Source organism: Telluria sp. ZB4P36 (genome assembly GCF_059685865.1).
Window position 1 is genome coordinate 81081 of the sequence record NZ_JCASIE010000004.1, and the last position, 14844, is coordinate 95924.

A 14844-nucleotide genomic window follows, 5' to 3' on the forward strand; every position below is an offset into this window, starting at 1 on the left:
ATGGCGCTCGCCACCCAATGCCCCCACTGCGGCACCATGTTCCGCGTCGCCGCGGACCAGCTGAAGCTGCGGGGGGGCATCGTCCGTTGCGGCGCCTGCACCCAGGTATTCGACGGCAGCGCCGCACTGGTCGACCTGGCCGTCGCGCCGCCTTCCGCTCCCGCTGTTCCCCTGCCGGTTCCCGAGCCGGAAGTGCCTGCCGCTCCCGTCCAGGAAACGGACGAAGATCCCATCTATACCCTCGAGTTCGACCGCACCTTCGCGCCCTTCGGCATCCTGCCGCAGGTGAGCAGCGACGACGACGTCATGGTGGCCGAGCCGCAGCCGGAACCCGAGCCCGAGCCCGAGCCGATACCCGAACCTGAACAAGCCATTCCTGCCGACGACCTGCAAGTTGACGAAGCGCTGGTCGCCGCCCCGGCCCCGGACCATGTCGACGAGCCGGAGGAAGCTGCGCCCGCCCCCGCCCCCGCGCCGGCTGCACCGGCTGCGCGGCCCGCCAGGACCGCAGCCTCCGCTCCGCCGCTGCTGCTGCGCGAATCCGGCCCGGCCACCGTCACCATGCCGCTGCCGCCCAGCGCGCCGCCGGTCGCACCGCGCACGCCGCGCACCAAGGCCGCGGAAGCGCGCGCCGCCCGCCGTTCCAAGCTGACGCCCACGAAGATCGAGCCGCCCAAGCTGCGCGTGCCGGAACCCGACGAGCCCGAATTCGTGCGGCGCGGGCGCCGGCGCGAACGCTCGGGCAAGGCGCTGCGCATCGCCATGGGCGTCGGCAGCCTGCTGCTGCTGCTCGTACTGGGCGCGCAGCTCCTGCGCAGCTTCAGCAGCGCGCTGGCGGCGCGCTACCCGGACATGCGGCCCGCGCTGGTCAGCGCCTGCGCCACGCTGGGCTGCCGGGTCGAGCTGCCGGCCCGGATCGAGAAACTGGTGATCGACACCGGCGAACTGACCACGCTCGGCGGCAACGCCTATACCTTCAGCACGCAGCTGCGCAACCAGGGCGATTCGGCCCTGGCCTGGCCGAGCATCGAACTGACGCTCTCGGACGCCGACGACAAGCCGCTGGTGCGGCGCGTGTTCGGCCCGCGCGACTATCTGCCGGCCGGACCCTTGCTGGCCGCCGGCTTCGGCGCGCACGCCGAGCAGCCCGTCAAGCTGCACTTCCGCGTCGAGGAACCGGCGCCGTCCGGTTACCATATCGCGGTGTTCTATCCCTAATTTCCCCTGAAAGCATCCCATGACTAAAACCGCCCTGATTTGCGGATCGATCGCCTTCGACAAGATCATGCAATACCACGGCCGCTTCGCCGAGACCCTGCTGGCCGACCAGCTGCACCGCGTGAACGTCTCCTTCCTGGTGCCGACCATGCGCCTCGAGTACGGCGGCTGTGCGGTGAACATCGCCTACAACCTCAAGCTGCTCGGCGGCGAGCCGCTGGTCATGGGCACCATCGGCCAGGATGGCGGCGACTACCTCGAGCGCATGAAGAAACAGGGCATCGAGACCCGCGCGATCCGCAGCATTCCCGATGCCTACACCGCGCAATGCTTCGTCACCGCGGACCAGGACAACAACCAGATCAACGCCTTCCACCCGGGCGCGATGCAGTACTCGCACGAGAACAACGTCGCCGACCAGGGTCGGCTGCGCGTAGCGATCGTCTCGCCGGACGGCCGCGACGGCATGATCAAGCACGCCGCCGACTGCGCCGCGCAAGGCATCCCGTTCATGTTCGATCCGGGCCAGCAGCTGCCGATGTTCTCGGGCGAAGAGCTGATCCGCTTCATCGACCAGGCCAGCTACCTGGCGTGCAACGACTATGAATTCGAAGTGGTGATGGACCGCACCGGCCTGAGCCTGGCGGACATCGCCGCGCGCCTCGACGCGCTGGTGGTCACGCGCGGCGGCGAAGGCTCGGACATCTACGCTGGCGGCGAGCACTATCGCATCCCGGCGGTGAAGGCCGAGGAAATCGTCGACCCGACCGGCTGCGGCGACGCCTACCGCGCCGGTCTGCTGTACGGGATCACCAATGGCTACGACTGGCCGACCACCGGCCGCATCGCCAGCCTGATCGGCGCGATCAAGATCGGCAGCATCGGTGGACAGAACCACAGCTTCACGCCGGAAGAGATCGAGCAGAAGTTCGAGGCGGCGTTCGGGTACAAGTTCCGCTAACACTGCGCACAAAAAATTGGGTCCCGGCCTGCGCCGGGACCCAAGTTCATTAGCGCGCCACTACAGCACGCCTACACCATCATCCGTAAAACACCTGGCGCAGCACGAACTGGATAATCTGGATCAGCACCAGGGCCACCAGCACCGATAAATCGACCCCGCCGATCGGCGGCACCACGCGCCGGATCGGCCGCAGGATCGGCGTATTCAGGGCATGCACGAAGGGCGCCAGCGGCGCATTCGGGTTCACCCAGCTGAAGATCGCGTCGATGATCAGGAGCGCCATGAAGCCGTACAGGATCCAGCTCAGGAAGCGGAACAGCGCGTGCCGCAGCACCATCTCCGCATCCGCTCCCGCCACCAGCAGCAGTGAGCTGGCCAGCAGCACCACCACGAAGGCGCCGATCAGGCTGGCCCAGTCGTAGCCCCCCATGCCCGGCACCAGGCGCCGCAGCGGCAGCACCAGCCAATCGGTCAGGGTGAAGGTGAACTGTCCGATCTGCTGCGGCGGACGCACGCGGGTCGCCTGCATCCAGAAACGCAGCAGGAGCAGCGCGCCCAGCAAAGTGGCAGCGGTATCGACGATAAACTGGAGAATAGACAGCACGAAGGCTCCTCAAAAAAAAAACCGCCGTGTGAACGATCACACAGCGGTATTTTGCCTGAACCAGGCAAGACTCGCTATCGAGCCTGGATTACGGACGGCTGCTGGTCGGGAACGGCCATGCGGCTGCCGGCGACAGCGTGGTCTTTGCTGCCGGAGCAGGCGCTGCCGCCTTGCTGTCCGCTTTCGAATCGGATTTCGCTTCCGGCTTCGCCTCGGCTTTCGATTCCGACTTGGTATCGGCCTTCGAATCCGCCTTGGTATCGGCTTTCACTTCCGGTTTGGCTTCAGCTTTGGCTTCCGGTTTCGCTTCCGCCTTCATTTCCGGCTTGGCTTCGGCTTTTGCGGCCGGCTTTGCAGCAGGCTTGGCAGCGGCCGATTTGGTAGCGGTTTTAGCGGGAGCGGCCGCTTTTGCCGGAGTAGTGACTTTTTTTTCGGCCGATTTTGCCGGAGCCGCGGCTTTCGCCGGAGCTGCAGCGCTCGATTTCGGCATTGCCGAAACTCGCTTGGCAGCCGATTTAGCCGGTGCAGCGGCTTTAGCCGGCGCAGCAGCTTTCTTTGCAGCAGGTTTAGCGGCGGTTTTGGTCGCGGTCGCTTTCTTTGCTGCCGGCTTTGCAGCCGGCTTTGCAGCCGATTTGGTAGCGGTCGATTTGGTCGCAGCGGTTTTGGTTGCAGCCGCTTTCTTGGCTACTGGCTTAGCGGCGGCTTTCTTTGCTGCTGGCTTCGCTGCGGCTTTCTTGGCTGCTGGCTTGGCTGCTGCTTTCTTTGCGGCCGGCTTGGCTGCCGATTTGGCTGCTGCTTTCTTTGCTGCCGGCTTGGCTGCCGATTTGGTGGCGGCCTTGGCTGCAGGTTTAGCGGCGGCTTTCTTTGCTGCCGGTTTAGCGGCTGCCTTCTTTGCTGCCGGCTTGGCAGCGGCTTTCTTTGCTGCAGGCTTAACTGCCGACTTGGTAGCGGCTTTGGCTGCCGGCTTTGCAGCTGCTTTCTTAGCGGCCGGTTTAGCAGCAGCTTTCTTTGCAGCAGGCTTTGCTGCCGGCTTGGCAGCGGCTTTCTTTGCTGCTGGCTTGGCTGCCGGCTTTGCAGCTGCTTTCTTCGCTGCTGGCTTGGCTGCTGCTTTCTTCGCTGCCGGCTTTGCAGCGGCCTTCTTGGCTGCTGGCTTGGCTGCCGGTTTGGCTGCCGACTTGGTAGCGGTGGTCTTGGTCGCTGCAGCTTTCTTTGCAGCAGGCTTGGCCGCGGCCTTGGCTGCCGGTTTAGCGGCTGCCTTGGTGGCGGTGGTCTTTGCTGCCGGTTTCGCGGCGGCGGCTTTCTTAGCAGCTGGTTTCTCGGCTGCAGCTTTTGCTGCTGGTTTCTTAGCGGTTGCCATTTTGATTCTCCTTCATCTGCGATGAGAAATACGCTCAAGGTTTAAAACCCGCCCCACCCGGTCTGGCGGGCGAATTATTCATCGGCCCACACCGCCTGGCGATTTGGGCCAATGAATCCGGCACCGGCTGAACTGCTGCAACTCCTCACAATTGCAGCGCTTCAGCCAACGTCGACAGGTAACCGACTCAATGCGTTTTCACATCGCTACCCTTGCGGGCGCGAAAAGAAAAAGCCGCCTTGCCTGATCACGGTCAGGCAGTGCGGCTTGTTCTTTTCGCTTCGCTTACGTGCATACTGATTGAATCAGTGTCCCTATTATTCGATCGATTACTGCCCGGATGGACGCGACAATATCACATGTTCACGTTTTGACAAATTCAAACACGTAAAGTACACGAAAACTTTGTGAGCGCGCAACCCGAACACCTCAAATTGAATCAGCTTTTGCGCATTAAAACATGCGGCTGCGCATTCGTCCGCGAAGCAGCGCACCTTATCGCAGCGAATCGCATTTCAACTGATCGACAAACCATCGTCCCGCCGGTCCGGGCGGCTGGTCTTTCAGCCAGATCGCGTGCATTGAAAATGCCGCTCCCAACAATGGATGCGCCTTGAGCCGGAGCCGCACCAGCGACCCATCCGCGATATCGCCTTCCACCATATGCAGCGGCATGCTGCCCCACCCGAGTCCCGCGCGCAGGAACGCGTGCTTGGCGCCGAGATCGGCGAGCCGCCAAACCTGCGGCGACATCACGCCGAATTCGCGGCCCGTGGTCAGCGCGGAACGGTCGGTGAGCACCAGCTGCACATGCTTGGACAACTCGACACGCGAAACAGTGCCTTTGATTTTTGCGAGCGGATGTCCGGGAGCGGCGACGGTAATCGAGGGGACCGCGGTCAGGTAGTCGGATCCGCAGCCCTGCGGAATGTCGGGCAAGGAACCGATTACCGCGATGCGGCACTGGCCATCGAGCAGCGGCTGCACCACCGCACCGAGCGCCTCGACGTACAGTCGCAGCGGCGTGGTCGGAAACGTGCGGTGGAAGGCCTGCACGGCCTGGGTCAGCGTCGCGATCGGAAACATCACGTCGACCGCGACCGCGAGTTCGGGCTCGAGTCCTTCGGCGAGCGTGCGCGCCCGCGCCTTGAAGGCGTCCATTCCGCCGACGGCGTCGCGCGCCTGTTCGAGCAATGCGCGTCCCGCTTCGGTGAGCTGCGGATAGCGTCCGCCGCGGTCGAACAGCGCGAAGCCAACCTGCAGCTCCAGGTTGGCCAGCGTGTGGCTCACGACGGACTGCGCGCGCCGCAGCTTGCGCCCGGCGGCGGAAAAGCTGCCTTCGTCGGCCGCCGCGATGAAGGTGCGCAGCTGGTCCATGGTCAAGGCGTCGAGCATCCATCTACTCCTTCGATAGGTTACATCGAATTATATAGGCTTCCCCGATCGATCATGCTTGCCTAAGATGACTCCATCGCAGCGAAAAACGTTGCGCTGACCAACCATATTGATCATCTACGAAAAGGAGCTGTCATGAACACCATCGCCAACCAGGCTGCCAATCAATCCGCCGTGCCGGCCATCGGCCGCGTGCTGCTCGCCGCGATCTTCGTCTTCAGCGGTCTCGGCAAGGCGCTCGCGCCGGCCGGCACCATCGGCTACATCGAATCGGTGGGACTGCCGTTCGCGACGCTCGGCCTGATCGCCGCGGTGGCGATCGAACTTGGCGGCGGCGTGATGCTGGCGCTGGGGATCAAGACGCGCCTGGTGGCCGCCGCGCTGGCCGCCTTCTCGGTGGTGACCGCGCTGGTGTTCCATAATGCGCTCGGCGACCAGAACCAGCTGATCCACTTCATGAAGAACATCGCGATGGCCGGCGGCCTGCTGCAGGTGGTGGCCTTCGGCGCCGGCGCCTATAGCGTGGATGCGCTGGGTGCGCGCAAGCCGAAGCTGCGCGCGGCGTAAGCGGTCGCCCTACTCGACGACCCTGAGCAAGTCCATCTTGCACAGCCAGGCCAGCCCGCGCAGCAGCGTCGGGCGGTCGCAGGGCCCCAGCGTATCGATCAGTTCCTCCACTTCCACCGGCCGCGGCCCGATCGCACCGAACAGCCGGCCGAAGTCCTCGAGCGTCGGCAGCGATGCCGACGCGAAACGGTTGATCGCCAGCTCCCGATAGTGATTGACCAGCGCCAGCGAGGCATCCGGCGCCAGCTCCACCAGCGAGGCCGCCGTGATGGGGCGCGTCGGGTAGCTGGCGAACAGCCGGAAGGGATCGGGACGGTCCGGCGCGCGCGAGGGCAGCGGCGGCGCCAGTACCGGATCGGCGCGGCGGCGTTCGGCCAGCTCGTCCCACAGCGCGCGGTAACGCCGCAGGATCACGCCCCAATCGAATTCCGTCTGCGCCCGCTTGCGCGCCTCCTCCCCCATCCGGCGCCGCAGCTCGGCGTCGCGCACCAGGCGGCCGTAGGCCTGCGCCAGCAGCGCGCCGTCCAGCGCCACCGCCTGGCTGGTGTGGCCGCAATACATGTCGAAGCTGTCCACCCCGTCGTCGTAGCGCAGCGCCAGGTCGAGTCCCGCGCCCGGCCCCGGCATCAGGGTCGGGATGCGGTAGCCGTCGACGCCGTCGCGCACCGTGTCGCGGTAGCCGTTCCAGTCCGACACCACGCAGGGCAGCCCGGCCGCCATCGCCTCCACCGGGGTCAGGCCGAAGGTTTCCTGCACATTGTCGGCCAGCGAGGTGAACACGTCGGCGGCGGCCCAGGCATCGAGCTGGTTGGCGGGCGTGCGGCCGTCGAGTTCGACCAGGCGCACCGAAGGGCACAGCAGCGCGGCCGCCTCGCGGAAGGCGGCTTCGATCGCCTCGCCCCCATACCAGCCCGCGATCACCAGGTGCACGCGCCGCCCGCCCTTCTCGGCACGCTCCAGCGCGCTGAACATCTGCTGCGGATGCGACTTGGCATGCACCGACAGCCGGCCCAGGTAGAGGAAGGCGACATCGTCGGCGCCGATGCCGAGGCGCGCCCGGGCCTCCTGGCGCCGAGCCGCATCCGGCTGCAGCTCGGCGCAGTGCACGCCGAGCGGAATCAGTGGCAGCTGCGGCAATTCGAAGCGCTGCGCCGCGAGCCGGCTGCGCAGGTAGTCGGCCTGCTCCTCGACCAGCACGCGCAGGCTGTCGCGCACCACGCGCGAGGTGCAGATGATGGCGTCCCAGCCGCGCACCGGCGCCACCAGCAGGTCGGTCACCATGCTCATCATCTCGTGCGAGGCGATCGCATGGGTGATGCCGCACAGGCTGTAGCGGTGTTCTCCCGCCGCCAGCCTGCGCCAGGCCAGCCGCTCGATGCCGGGCCCGGGGTGGACCAGGCAGCCGAAGCGCGCGAGCCGCTGCGGCGCCGAAGGCGGCACCCAGGCCACCTCGCCGCCGAAGCCCTGGGCGCGCAGGGCGGCCTCGCAGGCGTCGGCATGCGAGCGCTCGGCGGCGAAGCAGCCGAGCTCGCGCCAGCCATCGTGGCGCGCGATCGCCTGCAGCAGGCCGACACCGGCCGACTGGCGGCCCATCAGCTTCTGGCCGGCCACGGAATAGGATTCGGGGATGTAATGCAGGGCGAAGCTGTCGGGCATGCGCTCTCCTGTGGCCCGGCCCGTCCGCGGCGCGGCGGTTCTGCCGGCTGGTCGGGACCATGATAGTGGCATCGACCGAGGCATGGCGCAGGCGTGAACGCGCTCCAGTCTCATCAATTGTGCGCGGCGGTTTTGTCAGTAAGGCTACTATTTTCGGCTTATGTCCGACAACATCCTGCTGATCGAAGACCGCCCCCTGGACGCCGAACTGACTGTCCACGCGCTGCGGCGCTGCGGCATCCACAATCCCGTGGTCCACGTCCATGACGGCGATGAAGCGCTGGCGCTGTTGCGCGGCGCCGAGGCCGCCGGCACGGCAGGAAAATTCGGATTGATCCTGCTGGACGTGCGCCTGCCGAAGGTCGATGGCTTCGGCGTGTTGAAGCACATCCGCTCTTCCCCCTGCCTGCAAGCCATCCCGGCCGTCGTGCTGACCGCCCTGCCGGTGGAATCGGACCGGGTGCGCGCCTCGCTGCTGGGCGCGTCGAACTACATCTCCAAGGCGATCGACCTCGACGAGTTCGCGGTCCTGCTGAAGATTTCGCTCAGGCACTTCATCTGACGGCAGCCGGCCCCAGGCGCGCGGCTTCATCGTATTCGGTTTCACTGACCAGGCCGGCGAAGTAGAGCGCATGCGGCGTCAGGTCGGCCGGGAAGCTGAGCTTGTCCTCGAGGTTCCCCAGCTCGTCCAGCAAGCAGCAGGCGACCAGTCCACCGATGATCCGGTAGCCGACGCCGCACGGCATGCCCAGCTGGCTGTCCAGCGGGAACAGCCGCGGAAGGTGGCTGCCGGCGGCAGGCTGCGACGCGCGCCGGCGGGCCTGCACCAGGCACACCGCGAGCGCCCGCTCCATCTCCCCTTCCCTCATGCGCGCCCGTTCGAGATAGGGGATGCCGCCGCCGAAATGGCGGATGCAAAAGCGCTCGAGGCCGGCCGCATCCATGCGGTTCCAGGCATGCCAGACCGAGTCCGCCGCGCGCGAAGGCAGCGCGCAGGCCTTGCCGGCGGCGGCCACGCAATCGAAGAACATCATCAAACCTTCGGCCGACAGGGCAAAGAAGGCGGCGTCGCGCGGGACGCCGGGGAATTCTTCGTGCGCAGTGCGCGCCCAGTGGGAGAACAGCGCGGCGGGTACATCGGCCAGCACGGCCGCATAGGTCGACTGGGCGAATTCCCATTCGACGGCACGCGGGGTTTCCCGGACATTCATCGCTGTTCTCCGTCGTGGGTCATCCGCCTGGCTTAGTGTCGGCGCCACTTCCGGATGATGACCGAGCTCAACAATGAAAAAACCCGCCTTGCAGCGGGTTTGACGGGAGGCTTCAGCGCTGCGGCGCGATGCGCCAGACGGTGCCGCCGGCATCGTCGACCACCAGCAGCGCGCCATCCGCCGCCACCGCGACGCCGGCCGGGCGGCCCCAGACCTCGCGGTCGCTCAGCACCATGCCGCTCATGAAGTCCTGGTACTGGCCGGTCGGCACGCCATTCTTCATGAAGACGCGCACCACCTTGTAGCCGGTACGCACGCCGCGGTTCCAGGAACCGTGCAGGGCCACGAACACGTCGCCCTCGTACTCCTTCGGGAAGGCGTGCTGCGCGCCCTTCGGCGCCTGGTAGACCGCCATGCCGAGCGGCGCCGAGTGCGACTGGATCAGCACGTCCGGCACGATGCTCTTGCCCTTCAGGTCGGGGCGCTGGCCCTTCAGGCGCGGGTCTTCGTTGTCGCCGATGTAGTACCACGGCCAGCCGTAGAAACCGCCCTGCTTCACGCGGGTGAGGTAATCCGGCGGCAGGTTGTCGCCCAGCGCGTCGCGTTCGTTCACGGTGCACATCACGTCGCCGCTGCCCGGGTAGACCAGCATGCCGACGCAGTTGCGCAGGCCGGTGGCATAGGTGCGGCGGTTCTTGCCGTCCGGGTCGAAGGCCATGACGGTGGCGCGGTCGGTCTCCACGCCCCAGCTGGCCCCGACACCGTGCTTCGCTTCCCATTGCGCGAGCGGCTCGGGCGGCTGGGGACCGATCTCGGTCGCCACGTTGGTGGCCGAGCCGATCGACAGCAGCATGGTCTTGTCGTCGTTGGAGAACACCAGGCTGCGGGTGGTGTGGCCGCCGCTGGTCTCGGACAGCTGGGCCACCACGGTCTCCGGCGTGGCGCGCGCCATCAGGTCGCCGTTGCGGTAAGGGATGCGCACGATCGCATTGACGTTGGCGACGTACAGGTATTGCGGGTTCGCGCCCGACGGCCAGAAGGCCATGCCGTAGGGCCGATTCAAGCCGCTGGCGAAAACTTCGGGCGTGGCAGTCTGCTGGCCATCCTTCGCGCGCAGCACTTTGATCTCGCCCTTGGCGGTGGCAGCCAGAAAGATGTCGCCGTTCGGCGCGCGCAGCGGCAGGCGCGGCTTGTCGGCATCGCTGGCAAAGACGCTGACCGTGAAACCCCGCGGGACGGTCGGCATGCTGCCGTTCGGACGCGCCTCGACGCGCGGGCCGTTGCCGGCACTGCTCGTGGCGAAGGGCGGCGGCATGTCGCTGGCCTTGATGTGGTGGATGCGGCCGGGCTGGTTGTCGTCCCAGGAGCCATTTCGGTCGGCCGGCGTGGCGGCCTTTGCAGGCGCCGCTGCCGCGGCGGTGGCGGGACCTTGCAGGCTGGCCAGGTAGTCGACCAGGGCGGCGCGGGTCTGCTTGTCCGGCACGCCGACCGGCATCGTGGTGCCGGGGACGTTCTTCGCCGGATCGGCGAGGAAGACGTCCAGTTCCTGGCGGGTCCAGGTCTTGCCAGCGGTGCCTGCCTTGATCAGGGCCTGTGAATAGTTATAGCCGGGGACGCCGGCCGCCTTGCGGCCGAGGACGCGGAACAGGCCGGGGCCGGCGCGCGAGGACAGGGTCGGGTCGACGCTGTGGCAGCTGGCGCAGTTGTTCTGGAAGGTGGTCTGGCCGGGGCTGATCTGGGGCGCGGCATGGACGGCGGGCAGCGCCGCCAGGCTGGCGAGCAGCGCTGCATGCAGCGTCAGGGTCTTGGCGTGCAAAGGGAGTTCTCCTGTTATTCGGACTGGACAGTCCGTCATCATAGGACAACTCGGCCGCCTGCGCCGCCTATTGCATCAGACCGTCAGCAGGCCGCGGAAGCCGCGCGCCGCGTAATACGATTCAGCGCCGTTGTGGTAGGTGAATACCCGGCCGTAGCGGCGGTCGCAGAACAGCGCTCCGCCTAGCGCACGCACATCCGACGGTGTGGCGATCCAGCTGGAGGTCTTGCGGTCGAATTCGCCCAGCTCTTGCAAGGCGCGGTACTGGTCTTCCGTCAGCAGCGTGATGCCGATGTCGGCAGCCATCTCCTCCGCACAGCCGCGCGGCTTGTTTTCCTTGCGCGCATCCAGGGCGGCGCGGTCGTAACAGATGCTGCGGCGCCCTTGCGGGGTCTCGGGGGAGCAGTCGCAGAAGACCAGGGCGCCGCTCTCTTCGTCGCGGCCAATGACGTCCGGTTCGCCGCCGCTTGCCTCCATCGCTGCTAGCGACATCAATACTGCTAGGTTCGCGTCCAACTTAACCCGAGTTTCTGCCCATGTGAGCCCTTGGTGCCGGTGCATGTTCTTCACAAAGCGGGACTCTAGAGTGGAAAGTAATTCAACCTGGTTTTGAAAAGTCATAATAGGTTCTTTCGTTTGCGAAAAGAATCACTCATCATTACTGATTCGAAACTTGACCACTTTTAGCCAGTTTACAATGCGCCAAGTTGCGGCTACCGCCACGCAGGTAATTGACTTGCGCGTGATTATGTCAAAGTACCAATTCAATGAAGAAATGCCGACCTTTATTCGAATATGAATGCTTCAAGATGTTGCACTTTCATAATTCAGTCGTTTTCGGTAAAGTAATTCGATTAATAAAATTTACCTTGGTTGACATCAATAATGGGCATAAAATTATGGCGACGCAAATATTTTTAACTCAGCATCCAAATCAGCAGCTGCAGCGATCCACCCTTGCACCAACTGATACGCTTGAAGTGATTCCGGTCTGGCTTTAGCACCTAAAGTCATTTGATTCTCGAAGTCCGAAACCGAAAAACTATTTGCTGCCACGATCCATATTTCCTTACGAACACCGATATTCCTCCGACGCATAGCCAAAATATTCCACAATTTTTCTAGCGCCGGCTCAACTGGAGTTACTGAACCATCGAATCTCGCTTTTGCATATAGCCTTATCCTATTGGGCAATTTTTGGACAGAATTTGACGTAGGCCATTCAGTTAAAAGTTGCGCCCAGTTCCCAGCTTTTAGATTCTTATCCCTAGTAACCAACATTTCGAGATTCTTGGTAGCTTGAGAGCCAACTTCTGCAAGTGCACCTGCCGATGATTGTGGCCTCTGAGCCGACGTACCGCATTTCACATGGACATAGATTAATTTCTCGGGCGAAGTCAATATGAAGTCAGCTGGTTCAGTCCCCATATCTGAGCAAAGAATGTAGTCTACTGCGCCAACATACGGGTAAAATGGTCCGAGATCAGCAACTGTCGCACTCGGATTTGAGCAGTTCTTGAGTTTATCAATAAGATAAAATACGGAATCATAAGAAAACTCATCATTGGATGTTTGAATAACGCCGTGTAGATCGCCTTTCTCAGTCAAGTCAGACTTAAGCAACTCTGGAAAAGGGATAATTACCCCAGCAAGTTCAGAATTCGCTACGGAGAAGCCTTTATGGGTTGGAAGATTCATCTCGAAAAACCTCCCACCTGAGTAGGCCACGCCGTTTCGGAATAAGATTTTATGCAAACATTTTGTTAGAAATTTACAAAAATCGTCTTCATCACTTGCCGAGGTGAACTCAACAGAAAATGCACAATTAAGTTCTATATACGGAGCCTCCGCCTTAAGACTAAGAATGATTTTCGAATCCGGAATAGCCGCGTTCAACAAGAAGCCGGAGCGGTATTCATAAAATATAAAATCATTATCCAAACTAAAGCTGTGCCCATTGACAGTTATTTCTACGGGCGCCTGCTCACCAGTCAAATCCAAAATCAGTGAGTCAGCTACCATCGAGATATCGACCGCAATAGGTTTAGCGAATGCTCGCATTACCCTGCTATCGACTTCTGCATTCGACTCGAGACATTTTTCGATTATTTTGAACCACTCATCCAAATCGGCCAAACTGAAATTCCGATCCTTTTGATCGGAAATTCGCCCTGAATCGACCCCGACATAATAACTGCCAGACTTTTCACCTAAATTGTCTAAGGTGTCGCACTTGATCGTAGACATACGATAAGATGAAAATTGCTGTTGCCCGCCCAGATTGTCTAGGTTTTTACCTTTTATATGCATTGATTCTGGACGCTTATAAGCAGAGCTTATCGACCGGGTACTAGCTTCTTTAGGTCTTACAGATGCACCCAGCGTCATTACTTTAAGCAATTGCTCTTGCTTCAACGGCGAATCAATGTGTAATTCAGGATCAAAAGAAAATGAACGGCCACGACTGTCGAACACTGCAACAACAGAGTTTTCTAACTCCCGAAGAAGAGTTAGCTCCAGAGATGGCTCGAAAAATAATTCATTTAATAGAAATCGTGATTTCCGGAATGAAATCGAAAGAACCAAAATTATTTTTGTCGAGGTTGATTTGAATACTTTGCTAAGTTCGCCTTGATTTGCGGAGCGCCAATATAACGTATCCGCTGCTTTTTCAATTACAAACTCAGGCTTGAATTTGAAGAAGCAGACCGACGCTGTTGGAATACTAAGGGCAGTGTCTGGATCAAAATCATTTAAATCAAATTTTTCAACAAATCGGCTTTCGTGATAACTATGTGTTGGAAATGCGTCTAAATAGAGCTCAATGAGCTTTGCGGTATTTAATGACGCTAGAAATTTCTCAACGCCCTTTTGTGACCTTAAAGACAAATCGAACTCTCGGTAGCTCGACCACATAGAAAAATTTGAGTTATTAGAGATTTCTAAAACTAGCGGTGTGAAATCCTGATACTTTCGTACAACTCTACCAACCGTTTGCACGAGTTCTCGACCGCTTCCAACCGGATATGTCAACAGTAGCAACTTAGCCTCAGGAATATCAATCCCCTCATCAAGCTTATGTTGGTGAACCAAGACCTTATACTTATCTTTTGAAACGTTTTTTGGAACTGAAGTTTTTACGTCTTGACGTGGATCATTTACATATCTCTCATGTATAGCAAGAGTTGGAACGTACGCGGAAAACTTGGTGAAATATCGATCAACATCTTCAAATGTCTTACATTTTACAATACACTTCAAATCCGGATTTGATTGTAAGAAATCGAGTATCTTTTGCACGCACTCCTGCTCGTTACCAGACTCCCAATTCGGCTCTGATAGTATCTGATCCTCTAATGCTTGAGCAAACGTATATATATAGCTAGAAGTTGCTGATATATCAAATTGAAAAAGATCATTCCGATAAGGAGTAGCAGTTATGACAACTTTATGCGCTAACGACCCTCTTACGAGGGTGCGCCAAACTGGAGATGGCTCAGAATGTCCTTCATCAATGATGATAAGGTCAATGTTTGCTCTCAGTGCTGCAAGCGCGGCTGCATCAAGGGACATGAGCTTTTGAAAAGTTGTTACATATATTCCGTCAGCAGATGTGGAAGTTACATCAGAATAAACATCTTTTCGGGGAATAGATGTTCCTGATCGGTCTAAGAACGCTCCTGCAATATCGGTTTTTAGTTGATTGCATACTGCTCTTCTATGACAGAGCACCAAAATTTTTTCCTGCTTAACTAGATGAGATAAGACGGCGATAACTCCCGACTTTCCTGCACCTGTTGGCAAGCTTACAAGGCATGACTGAGGAGACAAAGCAGTAATTGGCGTGCGAGAATATAGAATTGCCGACCTAACACTCTCCTGCTGACAAGTGCGTAGATAATTCCATAAAGGAGCATCAAACCCAAGCGACATTCCGTTTTTACCAATTGCAAGTCCGCTGTTACTCATGCCCGCTCCTTGAAAATCTATTTATTGACATACCTTGCTTTAGCTAGAACTTAATCCTTAAGCCTACTCAGTCAGCAGGCCGGCGAC

At 60.6% G+C, this 14844-nt stretch carries 12 protein-coding genes; 4 read left to right on the forward strand and 8 right to left on the reverse strand.

The features are described 5' to 3' along the window. Entirely contained in the window at positions 1–1218 is a 1218-nt protein-coding gene (locus AC56LK_RS07980) for a DUF3426 domain-containing protein (RefSeq protein ID WP_497184021.1), read from the forward strand. 19 nt (positions 1219–1237) lie between these two features. Then, positions 1238–2179: a carbohydrate kinase family protein gene (locus AC56LK_RS07985; RefSeq protein WP_497184022.1), complete on the forward strand. Its 942-nt coding sequence runs from the start codon at positions 1238–1240 to the stop codon at positions 2177–2179. 79 nt (positions 2180–2258) lie between these two features. On the opposite strand, the gene AC56LK_RS07990 is transcribed toward AC56LK_RS07985, so the two are convergent. The 3 genes from AC56LK_RS07990 to AC56LK_RS08000 form a co-directional block, all read right to left on the reverse strand. Beyond that, positions 2259–2786, reverse strand: a complete 528-nt coding sequence (locus tag AC56LK_RS07990; RefSeq protein WP_436104285.1) for a YggT family protein — start codon at positions 2784–2786, stop codon at positions 2259–2261. A gap of 88 nt (positions 2787–2874) precedes the next feature. After that, the gene (locus AC56LK_RS07995; protein WP_497184023.1) at positions 2875–4143 is read right to left on the reverse strand and encodes a transcriptional regulator; all 1269 of its coding nucleotides are present in this window, start codon (positions 4141–4143) and stop codon (positions 2875–2877) included. A 495-nt stretch (positions 4144–4638) separates the two neighbouring features. Next, positions 4639–5538, reverse strand: coding sequence for a LysR family transcriptional regulator (locus AC56LK_RS08000; RefSeq protein ID WP_497184024.1), 900 nt, complete (start codon positions 5536–5538; stop codon positions 4639–4641). Between the two features lie 135 nt (positions 5539–5673). Here AC56LK_RS08000 and AC56LK_RS08005 point away from each other — a divergent pair, with 135 nt between their 5' ends. Beyond that, positions 5674–6105, forward strand: coding sequence for a DoxX family protein (locus AC56LK_RS08005; protein ID WP_497184025.1), 432 nt, complete (start codon positions 5674–5676; stop codon positions 6103–6105). A 9-nt stretch (positions 6106–6114) separates the two neighbouring features. On the opposite strand, the gene AC56LK_RS08010 is transcribed toward AC56LK_RS08005, so the two are convergent. After that, a complete protein-coding gene (locus AC56LK_RS08010) occupies positions 6115–7761 on the reverse strand; it encodes a glycosyltransferase family 4 protein (protein ID WP_497184026.1) in 1647 nt (548 codons plus the stop codon). A 160-nt stretch (positions 7762–7921) separates the two neighbouring features. Here AC56LK_RS08010 and AC56LK_RS08015 point away from each other — a divergent pair, with 160 nt between their 5' ends. Continuing rightward, on the forward strand, positions 7922–8323 hold the full coding sequence (locus AC56LK_RS08015; protein WP_497184027.1) for a response regulator: 402 nt from the start codon (positions 7922–7924) through the stop codon (positions 8321–8323). On the opposite strand, the gene AC56LK_RS08020 is transcribed toward AC56LK_RS08015, so the two are convergent. From AC56LK_RS08020 to AC56LK_RS08035, 4 genes are all read right to left on the reverse strand, one after another. Further along, positions 8316–8972 carry a hypothetical protein gene (locus tag AC56LK_RS08020; protein WP_497184028.1) on the reverse strand — a complete coding sequence of 219 codons (657 nt, stop codon included), beginning with the start codon at positions 8970–8972 and terminating at the stop codon, positions 8316–8318. The genes AC56LK_RS08015 and AC56LK_RS08020 overlap by 8 nt on opposite strands. Before the next feature lie 112 nt (positions 8973–9084). Further along, entirely contained in the window at positions 9085–10788 is a 1704-nt protein-coding gene (locus tag AC56LK_RS08025; protein WP_497184029.1) for a PQQ-dependent sugar dehydrogenase, read from the reverse strand. Between the two features lie 75 nt (positions 10789–10863). After that, entirely contained in the window at positions 10864–11409 is a 546-nt protein-coding gene (locus AC56LK_RS08030) for a DUF4256 domain-containing protein (RefSeq protein WP_497184030.1), read from the reverse strand. 276 nt (positions 11410–11685) lie between these two features. Then, complete coding sequence (locus AC56LK_RS08035; RefSeq protein WP_497184031.1) at positions 11686–14757, reverse strand: DEAD/DEAH box helicase; 3072 nt, start codon at positions 14755–14757, stop codon at positions 11686–11688. Positions 14758–14844 lie beyond the last annotated feature (87 nt).